This window comes from Tardiphaga sp. OK245 (genome assembly GCF_900108575.1).
Lineage (GTDB): Bacteria > Pseudomonadota > Alphaproteobacteria > Rhizobiales > Xanthobacteraceae > Tardiphaga > Tardiphaga robiniae.
Map to the genome: position 1 here is coordinate 176,239 of NZ_FNWZ01000001.1, position 18,151 is coordinate 194,389.

The window sequence follows — 18,151 nt, forward strand, 5'->3', positions numbered from 1 at the left end:
GGGATCCAAGTGGCAGCAATCGCATCACAAGCAAAGACTGCCCGCGGCCCGGACGCCGCATTCATCCTCAAGAAGGCTGTGATCTCCGCGCTGGTGGCGCTGGTGCTGTTCTCGCTGATGATCGGCATCCGAACCGAAGCCGGCTCCGACGGACAGCTGACCTGGTGGACCCGCTTCGGCGATCTCGCCGCGATGGTCGCCGTGGTGTTCGGCGGCAGTATCGTCATGGAGCTGCTGCGCCGCTGGTGGGGGCCGGTGGGTACTGCGCGCGTGATGCCGCCTTCGGCGACCAAGGCATTCTCCTTCGCCGGCCGTGCGCTGGTGCCGGCGCTGTTGATCTTCACCTTCCTCGTCCCCGTGATCTTTTACGACGAGCGCTACATCCTCGATCTCGGCATTCTCGTGCTGACCTACGTGATGCTCGGCTGGGGCCTCAATGTGGTTGTCGGCCTCGCCGGCCTGCTCGATCTCGGCTATGTCGCCTTCTATGCCGTCGGCGCCTATTCCTACGCGCTGCTGGCCACCAATTTCGGCCTGTCGTTCTGGATCTGCCTGCCGCTCGCCGGAATCCTCGCCGCGTTCTTCGGCGTGCTGCTCGGCTTTCCAGTCCTGCGGCTGCGCGGCGACTACCTCGCGATCGTTACCCTGGCCTTTGGCGAGATCATCCGCCTCGTCATCATCAACTGGCAGACGCTGACCGGCGGTCCCAACGGCATCTCCGGCATTCCGCGCCCAACCATGTTCGGCATTCCGCTGACGCCCGGCGATGACGGCCTCGCTGTCCTCCTTCGCATCGAGTTCTCGCCGACCCACCGTATCGTCTTCCTGTTCTATCTGATCCTCGCCCTCGCACTGCTCACCAACTGGGTCACCATCCGCCTGCGCCGCCTACCGATCGGCCGCGCCTGGGAAGCGCTGCGCGAAGACGAAGTTGCCTGCCGCGCGCTCGGTATCAACACAACGACGACGAAGCTCACCGCCTTTGCCACCGGCGCCATGTTCGGCGGCTTCGCCGGCGCGTTCTTCGCGACCCGTCAGGGCTTCATCAGCCCGGAATCCTTCACCTTCCATGAGTCGGCGCTGGTGCTGGCCATCGTCGTGCTCGGCGGCATGGGCTCACAGCTCGGCGTAGCGCTCGCAGCGCTGGCGATGATCGGCGGTTTCGAACTGTTCCGCGGGCTCGAGCAATTCCGCATGTTGGTATTCGGCGGCGCCATGGTGCTGCTGATGATCTGGCGCCCGCGCGGCCTGATCGGCCACCGCGCTCCCACCGTCTTTCTCGAACGCAATACGGCAATCTCGTCCGACCTCGTCAAAGAGGGACACGGATGAACATCAACGACATCCTCAGCGTTGAAAATCTGACGATGCGCTTCGGCGGCATCGTGGCCGTCAACGATCTCTCCTTCACGGCCGAGCGCGGCAAGATCACTGCGCTGATCGGTCCCAACGGCGCCGGCAAGACCACCGTCTTCAATTGCATCACCGGCTTCTACAAGCCGACATCCGGCACCATCAAGCTGCACCACAGCGACGGTGAATGGCGGCTGGAGCGGCTGAACGATTTTCGCATCTCCAAGATCGCCAAGGTTGCGCGCACCTTCCAGAATATCCGGTTGTTTCCCGGGATGACCGCACTGGAAAACCTGATGGTGGCGCAGCACAACACGCTGATGCGCGCTTCGGGCTTCACTCTTCTCGGCCTGTTCGGCGTGCCCAGCTATCGCGCCGCCGAGAAGGCTGCGATCGACCTCGCGCGCTACTGGCTCGATCAGATCGGCCTGCTGGAGCGCGCTGACGATGCCGCCGGCAACCTGCCTTATGGGGACCAGCGCCGCCTCGAAATCGCGCGTGCGATGTGTACCGAACCCGCACTGCTCTGCCTCGACGAACCCGCCGCCGGCCTCAATGCCCGCGAGAGCGCGGCACTCAATGAGTTGCTGCTGAAGATTCGCGCCGAACATGGCACATCGATCCTGCTCATCGAGCATGACATGTCCGTCGTGATGCAGATCTCCGACCATATCAACGTGCTCGATTACGGCGTGAAGATCGCCGACGGCACGCCTCAGCAAATTCGCGACAATCCCAAAGTCATCGCCGCCTATCTCGGCGCGGATGAAGAGGAAGCCATCGCGGTGATGGAGGGCGAGACGTGAGCGCCGCCCCCATGCTCGCCATCACTGGCCTGCACGCATCCTATGGCAAGATCGAAGCGCTGAAAGGCGTCGATCTCGACATCAAGCGCGGCGAGATCGTCGCACTGATCGGTGCCAACGGTGCCGGCAAGTCGACACTGATGATGACGATCTTCGGCAAGCCGCGGGCGCGCTCGGGCGTGATCACCTATGACGGGACGGACATCACCGACCTACCGACCCACGAGATCTCGCGCATGCGCATCGCGCAATCACCCGAAGGCCGCCGGATTTTCCCGCGTATGAGCGTGGCGGAAAATCTGCAGATGGGCGCCGACGTCAATGAGAGCAGTCCTGCCGAACGCGCGGGCAGCCTCGACAAGGTGTTGACGCTGTTTCCGCGCCTGAAGGAGCGCATGACCCAGCGCGGCGGCACGCTGTCCGGCGGCGAGCAGCAGATGCTGGCCATCGGCCGCGCACTGATGAGCCGCCCGCGCCTGCTGCTGCTCGACGAACCCTCCCTGGGTCTGGCACCGCTGATCGCCAAGCAGATTTTCGATGCAATCCGCGTGCTCAACAAGCAGGACGGATTGACCGTGCTGATCGTCGAACAGAACGCCAATCACGCGCTGCGTCTGGCCCATCGCGGCTATGTCATGGTCAATGGATTGATCACCCTCTCGGGCACCGGCGCCGAATTGCTGAAGGCCCCGGAGATCCGTTCCGCCTATCTCGAAGGCGGCCGACACGGCTGACGGATCGATATCCTTCATCAAATGACGCGCAGCGCGATGCAAACAATCGACACTATTCTGAAGGTAGAATGATGCGCCAATCGCGATTCCGTCACGGCGTCGCGTTTGTCTGCATTCGAACGGAACACGGGGACTCCCTATGAAATTCATCAAACTCATCGGCCTGACGGCGGGTGCTTCGATTGCGCTGGCGTCCGTTGCACTGGCGCAGGATATTCCTGTCGCCGTCGCATCCTCGATGACCGGCAGCGAATCTGCCTTCGGCCGCCAGTTCAAGAATGGCGCCGAACTTGCCGTCGCCGATATCAACGCCGCTGGCGGTCTGTTGAACAAGAAGCTGGCGCTACAGGTCGGCGATGACGCCTGCGATCCCAAGCAGGCACGCTCGATTGCCGAGAAATTCGCCAGTGCGCGCATCCCGTTCGTCGCCGGTCACTATTGTTCGTCGTCGTCGATCCCGGCGTCGGAAGCCTATGCCGACGGCAATGTGCTGCAGATCTCGCCGGGCTCGACCAATCCGCTATTCACCGAACGCAAGCTCGCCAATGTGCTGCGCGTCTGCGGCCGCGACGATCAGCAGGGTTTTGTCGCCGGCGAGTACATTGCCAAGAACTACAAGGGTAAGAATATCGCGATCCTGAACGACAAGACGACCTATGGAAAAGGCCTCGCCGACGAGACCAGGAAGGCGCTGAACAAGGCCGGCACTACCGAGAAGATGTTCGAGAGCTACAACAAGGGCGACAAGGATTTTAATGCGATCGTCTCGCGCCTGAAGCGCGACAATATCGATCTGGTTTACGTGGGCGGCTATCACCAGGAAGCCGGCCTCATCGTGCGCCAGATGCGCGACCAGGGCCTTAAGACGGTGCTGATGGCGGGCGACGCTATCAACGACAAGGAGTTTGCCTCGATCACCGGCCCGGCTGCGGAAGGCACGCTGTTCACCTTCGGTCCCGATCCGCGCAACAAGCCGACCGCCAAGGCGATCGTCGACCGCTTCAAGGCCAAGAACATCGATCCCGAGGGCTACACGCTCTACACCTATGCGGCGTTCCAGGTCTGGTCGCAGGCCGTCGCCAAGGCCGGCACCACCGACACCAAAAAGGTGATGGACGTGATCAAGGCCGGCGAATGGGACACTGTACTCGGCAAGCTGGCCTTCGACGCCAAAGGCGACATCAAGGCGATCGACTATGTCGTCTACAAGTGGGACGCCAAGGGCGACTACGCCGAACTGAAGCAATAAGCCTGCAGGCCGCACCTCTCTGCGCACAGCCAGAGGTGCGGCTCGGCTCGCGAAAGCGCTTGCGACGACCTGCCGCAGTCGGAGTCACAGGCAGGCTGTCTGCGGCCGAAAATTGCCGATGACTCGGCATCAAAATAAGTTGAGAATGATCCTATCGTTCGGGCGGCCGGATTGCGTTTGTGGCCGAAAACTCTTTGCGAGGATCATCCCCATGAAACCATTGAATGTAATCGGCCTGGCCTTTGCCGCGTCGCTGCTCTCAACCGCAGCTTTTGCACAGGACATCAACGTCGCGGTCGCCGGCCCGATGACAGGCGGCGAATCGGCCTTCGGCCGCCAGATGAAGAACGGCGCCGACCAGGCTGTGGCCGATCTCAACGCCGCTGGCGGCGTGCTCGGCAAGAAGCTGGCGCTGCAGGTGGGCGACGATTCCTGCGATCCCAAACAGGCGCGCTCGATCGCCGAGAAGTTCGCAAGCTCCAAGGTGCCGTTCGTCGCCGGCCACTTCTGCTCATCATCGTCGATCCCGGCGTCCGAAGCCTATGCCGATGGCAACGTGCTGCAGATCACGCCGGCTTCGACCAACCCGCTGTTCACCGAACGCAAGCTCGCCAATGTGCTGCGCGTCTGCGGCCGTGACGACCAGCAGGGCCTTGTCGCCGCCGACTACATTGCCAAGAACTTCAAGGGCAAGAACGTCGCGATCCTCAACGACAAAACCACTTACGGCAAGGGTCTCGCCGACGAGACCAAGAAGGCACTCAACAAGGCCGGCTTCACCGAAAAGATGTTCGAGAGCTACAACAAGGGCGACAAGGACTTCAACTCGATCGTCTCGCGCCTGAAGCGCGACAATATCGATCTGGTTTATGTCGGCGGCTATCATCAGGAAGCCGGTCTGATCCTGCGCCAGATGCGCGACCAGGGCCTCAAGACCATATTGATGGCCGGCGACGCCATGAACGACAAGGAATTCGCCTCCATCACCGGCCCCGCCGCGGAAGGCACGCTGTTCACCTTCGGCCCCGACCCGCGTAACAAGCCGACCGCGAAGGCGATCGTCGAGAAGTTCAAGGCCAAGAACATCGATCCCGAAGGCTACACGCTCTACACCTATGCAGCGTTCCAGGTCTGGTCGCAGGCCGTTGCCAAGGCCGGCTCCACCGACACCAAGAAGGTGATGGATGTGATCAAGGCCGGCGAATGGGACACCGTACTCGGCAAGATGGCGTTTGACGCCAAGGGCGACATCAAGGCGATCGACTACGTCGTCTACAAGTGGGACGCCAAGGGCAACTACACCCAGATCGACGCGAAGGGAACCTGAGGCGACGCCGCGAGCGCTTCCCTTAACCTCTCCCCGCTCTTTGCGGGGAGAGGTCGGGCGGCGAAGCTGACCGGGTGAGGGGCATGGTATGCACCTGCCCCATCTCGGACTATCGGATCGAATATTGTCCGGGCGGGTTGCTAACTTTGTTGATCTGCCGACCCGATAGATATCGGTTGTGTCTTCTCCAGCGTGAGGCTCCTCACCCGGCGCTGCGCGCCGACCTCTCCCCGCAAGTGCGGGGCGAGGTTACGAGGGACCCCCTCACCCGAAATTCTGCAGCGCGGGAAACGTCTCAAGCAGCCAGATGCTGGCATTCGAGACGGCGCCCGTGAGAAACGCAATGCCGGTGATCACCATCAACACGCCCATGGCGCGCTCGACATGGACGAGATGCTTCTTCATGCGCGCAAACACGCTGGAGAACTGCTCAACCATGAAGGCCGCGATCAGGAACGGAATGCCGAGGCCGAGGGAATAGACCGCGAGCAATCCCGCGCCCTTGGTCACCGTTGCTTCTGCCGCCGCCACCGACAGGATCGCCGCGAGGATCGGGCCGATGCACGGCGTCCAGCCAAACGCGAAAGCCAGACCCATCACATAGGCGCCCCACAGGCCAACCGGCCTGGGCATGCTCAGGCGTCCCTCGCGCATCAGCAGCCCGATGCGCGTGAGCCCGAGGAAATGCAGGCCCATCAGGATGATCAGGATGCCGGCAACGATTGACAGCTCCGCCGCATAGGAGCGGACCACGCTGCCGACCAGGCTGGCGCTGGCGCCGAGCGCCACAAACACCGTGGAGAAGCCCAGCACAAACATGCCAGCCGAGATCATCACCGCGCGCCTGGAGGCCGCCTCCTGCTCGTCATCGGCAATATGCTCGATGGTCGCGCCGGTGAGATAGATGAGATAGGGCGGCACCAGCGGCAGCACGCAGGGCGACAGGAATGAGACAATGCCGGCAATCAATGCGGCGGGGATCGTGACATCGGAGATCATGCGGCTAGATGCACTGCTGACATGACGGGATGCAAGCGGGATGGATCAAATGCCCGCCACTTCCGGCTGTTGTGATCACGCGTGATCGGTTGACCGGGCAGCCTTGCTGCGGTCTGGTCGGACCAAGAGGGAACCGCCATGAAGAACCTGCTCACCGATATCGCCGGCGTTCGCGTCGGCCATGCCGACGACGCCCAACTGGCCTCCGGCGTCACCGCCATCCTGTTCGACAGGCCGGCCGTGGCCTCCGTCGACATCCGCGGCGGCGGACCCGGCACGCGCGAAAGCGCCCTGCTCGACCCGGTTAACACTGTGGACGCCATCCACGGCCTCGCGCTGGCCGGCGGCTCCGCCTTCGGCCTCGAAGCCGGCGGCGGCGTACAGGCCTGGCTCGCCGAACAGGGCCGCGGCTACCAGATCGGCAATGCCGTTATCCCCATCGTGCCAGGCGCGATCCTGTTCGACCTGCTCAATGGCGGCGACAAGAACTGGGGCCGCTTCCCGCCCTATCGCGATCTCGGCTATGCCGCCGCGGCGGCGGCCAGCGATGACTTCAAGCTCGGCAGCGTCGGCGCAGGACTGGGCGCCACGACAGTGAACTACAAGGGCGGCCTCGGCTCGGCCTCCGCCGTCACGCCATCGGGCGTGCGCGTCGCCGCACTCGCGGCAGTCAATGCGGTCGGCAGCGTCACCATCAGCGATGGCCCACACTTCTGGGCGGCGCCATTCGAAGTCGGCAATGAGTTCGGCGGACACGGCATGCCGAACAAGTTGAAGCCCGAGGTGCTGGCGATGCGTATCAAGGGCGGACCGGCGGCAACCTCGATCGAGAACACGACCCTCGCCGTCGTCGTCACCGATGCGATCCTGACCAAGGCGCAGGCCCGGCGTCTCGCCATGATGGCGCAGACCGGATTTGCGCGCGCGATCTATCCGGTGCATGCGCCGCTCGATGGCGACATCGTGTTTGCGGCCGCGACGGGCGAGAAACCGATCGATCCGCTGGTGGGCTTGACCGAGCTCGGCATGATCGCGGGCAATGTGATCGCCCGCGCCATCGCGCGCGGCGTGTATGAAGCGACGGCGCTGTCTTTCACCGGCGCCCTCCCCGCATGGCGCGACCGTTTTCAGCGCGCGACATAATCGGCACCAACGCGCATGCCTGTTTAGGGCCGCGAGACATCGACCGGTCATCGCAAAGCTTCTAGCCGGCCACAATCGGTTCGGCTCAAAGAAAAAGGCCGGGCATCGCGCCCGGCCTCCCAATTCGCATCTTCAGTGGTCAATCAGCCAAGGTGTAAGCTACCACGTGGTCGCCCCGCTCGATGGACTGGCGCGCGCCGCCGGCGGTGATGAGCACATATTGCTTGCCCGTCGCCGGTGACTTGTAGCTGATCGGCGTCGCCTGGCTGCCGACCGGCAAGCGGCCCTTCCAGAGCTCCTTGCCGGTCGCGCTGTCGATGGCGCGCAGATAGTAGTCGAGCGTGGCGGCGAAGAAGACCAAGCCGCCCTGGGTGGCCATCGAGCCGCCGATGGTCGGCATCCCGATCGGCACCGGGAGGCCCATCTTCAGGCCGAGCGGGCCGGTGTCTTGCACGGTGCCGATCGGCTTCTGCCACGCGATCTTCTGCGTCTTCAGATCCACCGCCGTCATGGTGCCGAAAGGCGGCTTCTGACACGGCACTTTGAGGGCCGAGAGGAAGCGGTCCTTCATGATCCAGTACGGCGCACCGGTCATCGGCACGGCACCTGGCAGAATCTTCTCACCTTCCTTGCGCTCGAAGGCGCGCTGCCACAGACCGAGCCGCATGTCGTTCAGGAACAGTGTATTGCTGGTCGGATCGACCGAGATGCTGCCCCAGTTCAGGCCACCCAGCGAGCCGGGATACTGCAACTGCCACTGCTCTGCAGACGGCGGATCGAACAGGCCGATATGCTTGTAGCCCTTGAACTCAATACGGCACAGTAGCTGGTCGAACGGCGTCACGCCCCACATGTCGGCTTCGGTCAATGTGGACCTGCCGATCTCCGGCATGCCGGTGGACAGCGGCTGCGTGGGCGAATAGCGCTCGCCCTTCAGGTTGCCCGCCGGAGCCGGCACTTCCTCGACCTTGGTCAGCGGCTTGCCCGTGGCACGGTCCAGCACGAAGATCTGGCCATGCTTGGTGCCAAAGACGACGGCCGGCGTCGCCGCACCACTGGCATTCGGGAAGTCTGTCAGCGTCGGCTGCATCGGGACGTCGAAGTCCCAGAGGTCGTGATGGACACTCTGGAACGACCAGCGGACTTCACCCGTGGCTGCGTCGAGTGCAACGACCGAAGAGGCATATTTCTCCATCTCCGCCGTGCGGTTGCCGCCCCACAGGTCGGGAGCTGCGTTGCCCATCGGCACGAAGACCAGATTGAGCTTCGGGTCATAGGACATCGGGGCCCAGGAATTGGGCGAGCCGCGCGTATAGGCCTGATCCGCCGTCGGTGCACCCTTGACCGCGGGATTGCCGGCATCGAACGCCCAGCGCTGCTTGCCAGTCACCACGTCGTAGGCGCGGATGACGCCCGATGGCACGTCGATCGCCAGGTTGTCGGTGACGAAGCCGCCGAGCACGAGGACATCGCCCGCAAGCGTCGGCGCCGAGGTAACCTTGTAGACGCCCGTCGGTGCCTTACCCAGACCATCCAGCAGATTGACCCGGCCGTTATCGCCGAAGCCGGGGCAAAACGCGCCCGTATCTGCATCGATGGCAATAAGCTGACCCGTGATCGTGTTGGTGAAGAGGCGTCGCGTGCAGACGGTGCCGGAAGCGTCGCCTGTCTGGATCAGGCTCGCCGACTGACCGCGATTGGAGTCCTTGCCGCTCAGGTCGATATAGGCCAGGCCACGGCAACGCATCCAGCGGGTGTGGCGCGCATTGATGACGGTGCGCCATTTCTCTTTGCCTGTATCGGCGTCGAGCGCGATGACGTTGTTGTGCGGCGTGCAGAGATAGACCGAGCTGCCGATCTGCATCGGCGTTTGCTGGTCTTCCGAGCCGAGGCCTGAAGCGTCATTGTCTGCGATGTCGCCGGTGCGGAACGTCCAGGCGACCTTCAGCTTGTTGACGTTGCTGCGATTGATCTGGTCCAGCGCGGCAAAACGCTCGCCTCCGGGATTGTTGCCCCAGTTGTCCCAGTTCTTCTGCTCGCTGTCCGCCGTAACAGCGACCTTGCCCGTCTCCGCAGACGCGAAGGTTTCGGTGCGATCGACGAACATGCCGGCAACCGAGACGATGATCAGCACCAGCAGGACGCCAGCAACGGCGAAGCTCTTGCCAATCGCGCGTGGCAAACCTGCGCGCCCGCGCAGGAGCGGCGTCACGAGCGCGAGGGCGAACGCCGCCGCGAGGAAGATGAAGAGACGCGCGAAAAGCGGCCAGAATTCGAATCCGCTCTCCCAGACAGCCCAGATCGCGGACGCGACGAATAGCGCTGCATATAAAGGCAAAACAAAAAGCCTGCCGAGAATCAAACCAGCCCCGACGCCGCAAAGCGCGAGACCGGCGATCAGATAATACCAACTTCCACTACGCGAGATGAGAACAGCGCCACCCCAGATAAACGCAATGCCAGCCACGGCAAACAGCACCCCAAGCAAGACGAGCAATACCTTGCTCCTCCAGCCACCATTTACTTCCTTCACTATACCAGCTCCTAGCTGTAACGTTTCCAAAACGCACGCGATCGCCGTTGTTATTTTTCGATTGCGCACGTCGCACACCGTTTCCTCCCACATGCTGTGGATCACATCGGAAACCAATTTGATAGATGCCGAGCCCCTCGTTTCAGAAGGGGTGGCATATCAAAATCAGGATAAGCATCTGGCTCGATCGACATCTTCCGCGTGTGACGTTGATATGCCGATGATGTCGGCCGGTCACGTCATCACCCGCGCCATCGCGCGCGGCGTGTATGAAGCGACAGCACTGCCGTTTCCGGGCGCGCTTCCAGCGTTTCGCGACCGGAACTAGGTCATCGTTCCGCAACCAATCGCTCCGGTAATCGTTTCTACTCAGGAGACATTCGGAGGATTGCGATGCCGTCGACTGCGATTCGACATGTCACTTATGACCCGGTGAGCCGCGAACTACGCATCACCTTCACGAGCGGTCGCCGGTATGCTTATGCGCAGGTGCCGCCGGAAGTGCACGCGGCCTTCAGCAGCGCGGCGTCACGCGGCGCGTTCTTCAATCACCGTATTCGTGATCGCTTCGCCTATCGCGAACTGGCACGTTCGGGATCAGAGCGCAGATCAGGCGCTGATCGCCAACGTCGACTTCGCATTTGAGATCTGCTGCGCCTGACGCGCGATCATCTTTTCGATCGCGTTATAGGACGAGCTTGCGGTTGATGACGTGGACGACGTGGGGACGGCCGTGGTCGAACTCACCGTCGAGCCGTCCGCATATGCGATAGACGTCGTGGTGCTGCCATCGGCATTCACCGTGGTCGTTGTGGTCGAGCCGGCAGTGTCAGAGCCACCCCCAGATCCACCGCCCATACCGCCGCCGCCGGCGTGATGTGCCTTGCCGCCATTCAGCGCCGGGCTCAGTTCATCGATATTGACCGAGCCGTCACCGTTCTTGTCGAGCTCGGCGAATACCTTGTCGGCATTGGCGGTGTTGGTGCCGCCGGCGCCAAGTTTCTTCTCGAACTCCGCCTTGCTGATGCCGCCGCTGCCGTCGCTGTCGAGCATCCCCATCAGTCTTTTCAGCGAGTCGGCTCGTTTCGCCGAAGAGGCTGCCGTCGCGGGCTGGCTCTGGGCATCGAGCAGCGTGCTCATGGTGCCCGGGGCCAGCTTGTAGGAACTATTCGTGCTGCTGGTGGCGGAGGTTGCCGTCGATGACGTGGCGCTCGCCGCCGTCGACGTGCTGGCGACATCGAACGGGCTGGCGGTCTTCTGGGTGACACCGGTCGTGGTGGTCGCGGCCTTCGACTTCGACCTGGTGAGTGCCTGCAGCGCATCGATCGCGGTGGTGGCAGCAGCAAGGGCTGGCAGCATCGTCAAATTCCTGATCATGCCGCAGCGTGCGGCGTGAATTCCCTGGGGAGTACGGAGCAAGCCCCATGCCAGCGAAAAAAGTTCGATAAAACAACGGGCTTGGTCGCACGGGCCGCGCGCGTTCCCGGCAAATCGTGCCCTTGCGGCAGAATGTGCCGGGACTATCCTGCTGCAGCGCGTCGATGGCGCGGCCGTGGCTGGCGCGTTGCCCGTCCCCCGGCCCCATGTTACGCGAGGCGGTCCATTCGCCGCCGCCCAAAAATGTTCAGGAAACCCCAGGAAACCCCGATGTCCCAGAGCTTCACGCCCCGCCCGCTGGTGATCGCCCCGTCCATCCTGGCGGCTGATTTCGCGAGGCTTGGCGAGGAGGTCCGCGCTGTGGATACCGCCGGTGCCGACTGGATGCATCTCGACGTCATGGACGGTCATTTCGTGCCGAACATTTCCTACGGCCCCGACGTCATCAAGGCGATGCGCCCGCACACGACAAAGATCTTCGACGCACATCTGATGATCGCACCATGCGACCCCTATCTCGAAGCCTTCGCCAAGGCCGGCTGCGATCACATCACTGTCCACGCCGAGGCAGGCCCGCATCTGCATCGCTCGCTGCAGGCGATCCGCAATCTCGGCAAGAAGGCCGGCGTCTCGCTCAATCCCGGCACGCCCATCTCGGCCATCGAATATGTGATCGATCTCGTCGACCTCGTGCTGGTGATGTCGGTCAATCCCGGCTTCGGCGGTCAGGCCTTCATTCCGTCCGCGCTCGGCAAGATCTCGGACCTGCGCGCGATGACCGCGGGCCGTCCGATCGACATCGAAGTCGATGGCGGCGTGTCCGCTGCAGTCGCCGGACAACTCGCCGCAGCAGGTGCCAATGCCTTCGTCGCCGGCTCGGCCGTATTCAAGGGCGGCACGGTGGAAAGCTACAAGGCGAATATCGACGGCATCCGCGCGGCGGCAGCGAATGCCCGCGGCGAGATGGTGTAGTCGCTTCTCCGGATTCAAATATCAAACAGCCACGCTCTCGCATTCTCGCGGCGCTTGCGCGTCCGAGGTGTGAGCAGTCCCCCTCAAACGATGAGGGGTGGCAGCGCGCCGTGAGGCGCAAGGGGTGGTTTTATCGCGATCCGCTCCGCCGGAACGCCGGCAAGCTGCAACCGCGCAACGCCTCACGGCGCGCCACCGCGGCGATTTCTGTCCCCGGGACCGTTCTTCCGGGCAAAGGCGCAGAGCTCCGCACTCCGCTGATCCCGACGGTTTCCCGCCGTTCACCAATGCCACGTCCAGCCAGCATGAGTGGCAGACCCCCGTAGTGGGGCCGGACGGTGACCCAAGGCCTCCCGAGTGCGTGAGGGAACGTCTCCCTCCCGCCCGCAGGCGCCGCATCCCTGTTCCACCTCAAGACGCCTCTAGAAGCGCCCCTCGCGAACCGGACAATTCGGATAATAGTCCTTAGGGGAATATTGTCAACACCTGCGGAGAGCAATAAGCGCATGAACTTTGCTTCACGTAGCGCGACCAACCGGGATGACACAGCATTCAATCGCCGGCTTTCGCCGCTTCCTGCTCGCTCCCCTGCTCTCGTTCGCCTTGCTCGGCACGGCGCAGGCCGGGGATGCCGCCGCGCGCAAAGTGATCGGCTTCTCGCCGGACGGCACGCATTTCGCCTTCGAGCACTATACGCAGCTCTATGATGCGACCGAGATCGTCGCCGAGATCCAGGTGATCGACACGCGCACCGACGACTTTGCGAAGGGTACGCCCTTCTCCCTTCGCACCAAAGACGATGACGAGCGCGAAGTGGATGCCGTGCGCGCCGAGCTGATGGCCAGGGCCAAGCCGCTGCTGGGCAGGCTTGGTATCACCGAGCCCGGCACGCGCTTCGCCGGCAAACCGTCGATGGACCTCGACGAGATCGGCATCTACCAGATGGACCCGAAGCCGCTCGCCACCACGCAGGCCATCACTTTGCAGGACGGCCGCAAGCTGGTGCTGACGATCTCCGATCAAGCGCTCGGCAAGGCATCATGTTATGGCGCCGGCGGCCGCGGCACCTTTGGCAGCGTCATCATCACCGGCATGAAGCTGCAACTGAGCATCGACGGCGCCGCGCCCGTCACCCTGCAGCAGGACAAGCAACTGCCGAAGCGACGGCGCTGCGTGACGGCTTACGGGATTGCCGATGTCTATCATCACCAGGCCAAGGACGGCACGCAGACGCTGGCGGTGCTGATCGAGACCGTGGACGCGCATGAATTCCACGCCGGACCGAACCGGCGGTTTATGGCGGTGACGGCGAAGTTGCCGAAATAGCGGAAATGCCTTCGGCCGGCAGCAATATCAGAGACCTTCTCACCGTGACTGCGGGCCGTCCGATCGAGGTTGATGGCGGCGTGTCGGCAGCCGTGGCGGGACAGCTTGCGGCCGCCGGCGCCAACGCGTTCGTTACGGGCTCGGCCGGGTGGCACCGTGGAGAGCTACAAGGCCAACATCGACGGCATCCGCGCGGCGGCACCGAATGCGCGCGGGAAGATAGTGTAGGCTGCAGACGAGATTTAACGGTATTACTTGGCCTCAGATTTATTGATCAATAGAGGACCAAACGGATACATTGTCTTGAGTTCTGGATACTCGTCGCCGTTGGGAAGCTGCAGCATCCACGGCATCAACTTCGAGTAAAAACGCCGGCTCTTCTCATCGTTTTTCACAAGTCGCCTTCTTACAAAAAAAGCACAAGTATCGGCTAACTGAAGAGGTCTCGACTCCGCCTTTTCAGCAAAAAGCACGGGTCCACGTATTCTCTTTAGCGGCACCAAGTCGCTTTTTCTGAGATTGTCAGACGGATTGCGTAAGAGATCAAAACTGCCTTTTATGGCGGCGCGGGCGTCGCTATTGTCTTCGGCAACCAATTGCGCAATTTCATTGCGCCACACTAAACGCATATGCTCTTCGACGTTGAGTGTGCAAGATAGAAATGCAATCGCGTGCGCGTTAACAGAACGATCCCTAGCACTCATAGTAGCCGCGCCGGGATGCTCGCGCAGCATTACGTCCTTCGACAGCCGGCCAAACACAATCGGTATCTCTAATGCTTTAGGAATGGCGGCAAGATCATCAAGTATGCTGGCCCGCCTTTCCCATGGCCAGACATCACGGTTCTTGAAGTACTTTCCACCCGCCCAAATATCCTTGGCATGGAATACAAATCCGGTGCGATCAGGCTTTGGAATATGCTTCTCGATCAGCTCCGAAAGACGCGCCTCAAGCGGCTCTACCTGAGTATCGCCATCTACGATGACCCCACTGACAACGACCATTGGCTCATGAGCGGAAATTCCTCCCTCATCGAGAAACACAAATCGCATACCTTTTGACCTTTCGATAAAATCGCGGCAAGGCGGGGCAGCTAATGAAAACGCGATAGAATCTTCTTGCGCAAGGTAACTCAGACCCTCACCGAAGCCTCACCGGATTTCGGAAATACCGAACTCTCAGGCAATAGTGCACTGTTCTTTATTCCCTCCCTGCTCCCTTTCTGCTAAAGCGCGGCGTAACCCCCAACAGTCAGAGACGTCGATGATCCCTCGCTATACCCGTCCGGAAATGGCCTCCATTTGGGAGCCGCAGACCCGCTTCAAGATCTGGTTCGAGATCGAGGCGCATGCCGCCGATGCGCTGGCGGAACTGGGCACCATTCCGAAGGATGCGGCGAAGACGATCTGGGCCAAGGCCAAGGATGCCACCTTCAATGTGGAGCGCATCGACGAGATCGAGCGCGAGACCAAGCACGACGTCATCGCCTTCCTGACCCACCTCGCCGAGATCGTCGGCCCGGAAGCGCGCTTCGTGCATCAGGGCATGACGTCATCGGACGTGCTCGACACCTGCCTGAACGTGCAGCTCACGCGCTGCGCCGATATCCTGATCGCCGATATCGACCGCCTGCTCGCCGCGCTGAAGACCCGCGCCTTCGAACACAAGATGACGCCGACCATCGGCCGCTCGCATGGCATCCATGCCGAGCCGGTCACCTTCGGTCTCAAGCTCGCTTATGCCTATGCCGAATTCAGCCGCAACCGCGAGCGCCTCGTCGCCGCCCGCAAGGAAGTCGCGACTTGCGCGATCTCCGGCGCTGTCGGCACCTTCGCGCAGATCGATCCGCGCGTCGAAGAACATGTCGCGAAAGCAATGGGCCTCGTGCCCGAGCCGATCTCGACCCAGGTGATCCCGCGCGACCGCCACGCGATGTTCTTCGCCACGCTCGGCGTGATCGCCTCGTCGATGGAGCGCTTGGCTGTGGAAATCCGCCACATGCAGCGCACCGAGGTGCTGGAAGCCGAGGAGTTCTTCTCCGAAGGCCAGAAGGGCTCTTCGGCAATGCCGCACAAGCGCAACCCGGTGCTGACCGAGAACATCACCGGCCTCGCCCGCATGGTGCGCGCCTATGTGACGCCGGCGCTGGAAAACGTCGTGCTGTGGCACGAGCGCGATATCTCGCACTCCTCCGCCGAGCGCATGTTCGGCCCGGACGCCACGGTAACGCTGGACTTCGCGCTCAACCGCATGGCCGGTGTGATCGAGAAGCTCTTGGTCTATCCCGCCAACATGCAGAAGAATCTCGATCGTCTCGGCGGCCTCGTGCACTCGCAGCGCGTGCTGATCGCGCTGACGCAGAAGGGCGCATCGCGCGAGGACAGCTACAAGCTCGTGCAGCGCAACGCCATGCCGGTCTGGCGCGGCGAAGGCGACTTCCAGACGCTGCTGAAGAACGATCCCGAGGTGAAGAAATATCTCACCGACGACGAGATCTCCGAGAAGTTCGACCTCGGCTATCACCTCAAGCATGTGGACACGATCTTCACACGCGTGTTCGGTACCTCATCCTGAGGAGCGACGTCTTCGTCGCGTCTCGAAGGATGAGCGCCACACGCCATGGTTCGAGACGGCGCCGAAGCGGCGCCTCCTCACCATGAGGACGGAGTCCACTGGCTACATCGTCGCCGTATGCCTGCGGCGCGGCCATCACTTCAGCAAGACACCCAGCCTGAGCATTCGCCTGCTCGCGGGTCTCGGCGTCGAAGGCGACGGCCATATGGGCGCATTGGTGCAGCACCGCTACGACCGCCGCCGCGATCCCGCCAGGCCGAACCTGCGCCAGGTGCATCTGATCCCGTGCGAGCTGTTCGACGAATTGCGCGCTGAGGGCTTCACGATCCAGCCCGGCGATCTCGGCGAGAATGTCACCACATCGGGGATCGAGCTCGCCGCACTGCCGACCGGCACGCGGCTGCATCTCGGCATGCATGCGATCATCGAACTCACCGGCCTGCGCGAGCCCTGTGTACTGATGGATCGCTTTCAGCAGGGATTGAAGGCCGCGACGCAGGATCGCGATGCGGATGGCAATGTCATCTGCAAGGCCGGTGTGATGGCGGTTGTCGTTGCCGACGGCGAAGTAGCAGCGGGCGACGCGATAGAGGTCGAGTTACCGGCCGGAGCGCGACAGCCGCTAGCGCCGGTGTAACAGGTCGAGATGCGTGAGAGCGCTCCCTCTCCCCGCATCTTGCGCGGGGAGAGGGGTGGGGTGAGGGGCGAGGCATTGGCCTGTCCTAAGCGTATCGTTTTCGGATCGAAGATTCCGATCCGAGAGAGCGCAACAAGCGGTGACCGCGTGCCTTGCCCCTCACCCGCCCGGCTTCGCTGCGCTACGCCGGGCGACCTCTCCCCGTAAAGGACGGGGAGAGGTTAAGAACCGCCGCCCTTCCCGAAAAAGCCCGAATGCCCCTGTCTTGATTGCCAGACCCGCAGCAACTCCGCAGTAACCATCCTCCCCTAGGCTCTCATAATGCCGACGCGTCCCACCATCCTTGTGTTCGACTCCGGTCTCGGCGGCCTCACCGTCCAGCGCGAGATCGCAAAGGCGCGGCCGGATGCGCGCTATGTCTATGTGGCGGATGACGCGTTCTTTCCCTACGGCCAGCACACCGAGGAGGCGCTGATCGGCCGCGTCGTGCCCTTGATGGGCGAACTGATCGATGCGCACCGGCCCGACCTCGTGGTGATCGCCTGCAACACCGCCTCGACACTGGTGCTCAGCCATCTGCGCGCCGCCTATGCCGTGCCCTTTGTCGGCACCGTGCCGGCGATCAAGCCGGCCTGCGCGCGCTCGGTCAGCAAGCGCGTCTCCGTGCTCGGCACGTCAGGTACCGTGAAGCGCGAATATACCCAGACGCTGATCCGCGAATTCGGCGGCGGCTGCATCGTCACGCTGGTCGGCTCCGCCGAACTCGCCGCACTGGCGGAAGGCGCACTCGGCGGCCAAGGCATCGACGACGCCGATCTGTTTCGCGAGATCGCACCCTGCTTCGTGCAGGACGCCGCCGGTGCCCGCACCGACACCATCGTGCTCGCCTGTACGCATTATCCGCTGTTGCTCGACCACCTCAATCGCATCGCGCCCTGGCCGGTGGCATGGATCGATCCGGCCCCGGCAATCGCCCGCCGCGTGGTCGACCTGATCGGCGATCATCAGCCCGGCGTGCCGCCCGGCGATGCCGTACTGCTCTACACCTCCGGCAAGCGCCATGCCTGGCCGGAAGCACTGGCGCCGTTCTTCGGCGGACAGGTCGCGGCCTAGCGAGCGCT

17 protein-coding genes and 1 pseudogene are annotated in these 18,151 nt (G+C 62.7%); 14 read left to right on the forward strand and 4 right to left on the reverse strand.

What is annotated here, in order from left to right; genetic code table 11:
• Nucleotides 1-9 precede the first annotated feature (9 nt).
• The 5 genes from livM to BLW80_RS00860 all read left to right on the forward strand — a co-directional run bounded on the left by livM (nucleotide 10) and on the right by BLW80_RS00860 (nucleotide 5,469).
• On the forward strand, nucleotides 10-1,332 hold the full coding sequence (gene livM, locus BLW80_RS00840) for a high-affinity branched-chain amino acid ABC transporter permease LivM (RefSeq protein ID WP_093756454.1): 1,323 nt from the start codon (nucleotides 10-12) through the stop codon (nucleotides 1,330-1,332).
• Complete coding sequence (locus tag BLW80_RS00845) at nucleotides 1,329-2,159, forward strand: ABC transporter ATP-binding protein (protein ID WP_093756455.1); 831 nt, start codon at nucleotides 1,329-1,331, stop codon at nucleotides 2,157-2,159. The genes livM and BLW80_RS00845 overlap by 4 nt, the downstream gene beginning before the upstream one ends.
• A gap of 11 nt (nucleotides 2,160-2,170) precedes the next feature.
• The gene (locus BLW80_RS00850) at nucleotides 2,171-2,893 is read left to right on the forward strand and encodes an ABC transporter ATP-binding protein (RefSeq protein WP_093757275.1); all 723 of its coding nucleotides are present in this window, start codon (nucleotides 2,171-2,173) and stop codon (nucleotides 2,891-2,893) included.
• Between the two features lie 139 nt (nucleotides 2,894-3,032).
• Nucleotides 3,033-4,142 carry a branched-chain amino acid ABC transporter substrate-binding protein gene (locus BLW80_RS00855; RefSeq protein WP_093756456.1) on the forward strand — a complete coding sequence of 370 codons (1,110 nt, stop codon included), beginning with the start codon at nucleotides 3,033-3,035 and terminating at the stop codon, nucleotides 4,140-4,142.
• A 211-nt stretch (nucleotides 4,143-4,353) separates the two neighbouring features.
• On the forward strand, nucleotides 4,354-5,469 hold the full coding sequence (locus BLW80_RS00860; protein ID WP_093756457.1) for a branched-chain amino acid ABC transporter substrate-binding protein: 1,116 nt from the start codon (nucleotides 4,354-4,356) through the stop codon (nucleotides 5,467-5,469).
• Between the two features lie 264 nt (nucleotides 5,470-5,733).
• On the opposite strand, the gene BLW80_RS00865 is transcribed toward BLW80_RS00860, so the two are convergent.
• The gene (locus BLW80_RS00865) at nucleotides 5,734-6,468 is read right to left on the reverse strand and encodes a cytochrome c biogenesis CcdA family protein (RefSeq protein WP_170849539.1); all 735 of its coding nucleotides are present in this window, start codon (nucleotides 6,466-6,468) and stop codon (nucleotides 5,734-5,736) included.
• Between the two features lie 138 nt (nucleotides 6,469-6,606).
• Here BLW80_RS00865 and BLW80_RS00870 point away from each other — a divergent pair, with 138 nt between their 5' ends.
• A complete protein-coding gene (locus BLW80_RS00870) occupies nucleotides 6,607-7,611 on the forward strand; it encodes a P1 family peptidase (protein WP_093756458.1) in 1,005 nt (334 codons plus the stop codon).
• Nucleotides 7,612-7,750: 139 nt separating this feature from the next.
• Here BLW80_RS00870 and BLW80_RS00875 read toward each other — a convergent pair whose 3' ends face one another.
• Nucleotides 7,751-10,144 (reverse strand): membrane-bound PQQ-dependent dehydrogenase, glucose/quinate/shikimate family, encoded by a 2,394-nt coding sequence (locus BLW80_RS00875; RefSeq protein WP_244527885.1) that lies wholly within the window; start codon nucleotides 10,142-10,144, stop codon nucleotides 7,751-7,753.
• Nucleotides 10,145-10,235: 91 nt separating this feature from the next.
• On the opposite strand from BLW80_RS00875, the gene BLW80_RS29765 reads away from it, so the two are divergent.
• Both BLW80_RS29765 and BLW80_RS00880 read left to right on the forward strand, forming a co-directional pair.
• A complete protein-coding gene (locus BLW80_RS29765; RefSeq protein ID WP_139285769.1) occupies nucleotides 10,236-10,472 on the forward strand; it encodes a hypothetical protein in 237 nt (78 codons plus the stop codon).
• 65 nt (nucleotides 10,473-10,537) lie between these two features.
• Nucleotides 10,538-10,789 carry a KTSC domain-containing protein gene (locus BLW80_RS00880; protein WP_093756460.1) on the forward strand — a complete coding sequence of 84 codons (252 nt, stop codon included), beginning with the start codon at nucleotides 10,538-10,540 and terminating at the stop codon, nucleotides 10,787-10,789.
• Here BLW80_RS00880 and BLW80_RS00885 read toward each other — a convergent pair.
• Entirely contained in the window at nucleotides 10,754-11,503 is a 750-nt protein-coding gene (locus BLW80_RS00885; protein ID WP_093757277.1) for an EF-hand domain-containing protein, read from the reverse strand. The genes BLW80_RS00880 and BLW80_RS00885 overlap by 36 nt on opposite strands.
• Nucleotides 11,504-11,791: 288 nt before the next feature.
• On the opposite strand from BLW80_RS00885, the gene rpe reads away from it, so the two are divergent.
• From rpe to BLW80_RS00900, 3 genes and pseudogenes are all read left to right on the forward strand, one after another.
• Nucleotides 11,792-12,493, forward strand: coding sequence for a ribulose-phosphate 3-epimerase (gene rpe, locus BLW80_RS00890; RefSeq protein WP_093756461.1), 702 nt, complete (start codon nucleotides 11,792-11,794; stop codon nucleotides 12,491-12,493).
• Between the two features lie 540 nt (nucleotides 12,494-13,033).
• Entirely contained in the window at nucleotides 13,034-13,819 is a 786-nt protein-coding gene (locus BLW80_RS00895) for a DUF2259 domain-containing protein (protein WP_093756462.1), read from the forward strand.
• Nucleotides 13,819-14,047, forward strand: a pseudogene (locus tag BLW80_RS00900) (ribulose-phosphate 3-epimerase); the annotation flags it as partial. The gene BLW80_RS00895 and the pseudogene BLW80_RS00900, both read left to right, overlap by 1 nt.
• 23 nt (nucleotides 14,048-14,070) lie before the next feature.
• Here the strand turns inward: BLW80_RS00900 and BLW80_RS00905 are convergent.
• Complete coding sequence (locus BLW80_RS00905) at nucleotides 14,071-14,871, reverse strand: DUF3800 domain-containing protein (RefSeq protein ID WP_093756463.1); 801 nt, start codon at nucleotides 14,869-14,871, stop codon at nucleotides 14,071-14,073.
• A 211-nt stretch (nucleotides 14,872-15,082) separates the two neighbouring features.
• Here BLW80_RS00905 and purB point away from each other — a divergent pair, with 211 nt between their 5' ends.
• The 3 genes from purB to murI all read left to right on the forward strand — a co-directional run bounded on the left by purB (nucleotide 15,083) and on the right by murI (nucleotide 18,143).
• Nucleotides 15,083-16,393 carry an adenylosuccinate lyase gene (gene purB / locus BLW80_RS00910; protein WP_093756464.1) on the forward strand — a complete coding sequence of 437 codons (1,311 nt, stop codon included), beginning with the start codon at nucleotides 15,083-15,085 and terminating at the stop codon, nucleotides 16,391-16,393.
• An 82-nt stretch (nucleotides 16,394-16,475) separates the two neighbouring features.
• The gene (locus tag BLW80_RS00915) at nucleotides 16,476-17,030 is read left to right on the forward strand and encodes an MOSC domain-containing protein (RefSeq protein WP_093756465.1); all 555 of its coding nucleotides are present in this window, start codon (nucleotides 16,476-16,478) and stop codon (nucleotides 17,028-17,030) included.
• 321 nt (nucleotides 17,031-17,351) lie between these two features.
• On the forward strand, nucleotides 17,352-18,143 hold the full coding sequence (gene murI / locus BLW80_RS00920; protein ID WP_093756466.1) for a glutamate racemase: 792 nt from the start codon (nucleotides 17,352-17,354) through the stop codon (nucleotides 18,141-18,143).
• Nucleotides 18,144-18,151 lie beyond the last annotated feature (8 nt).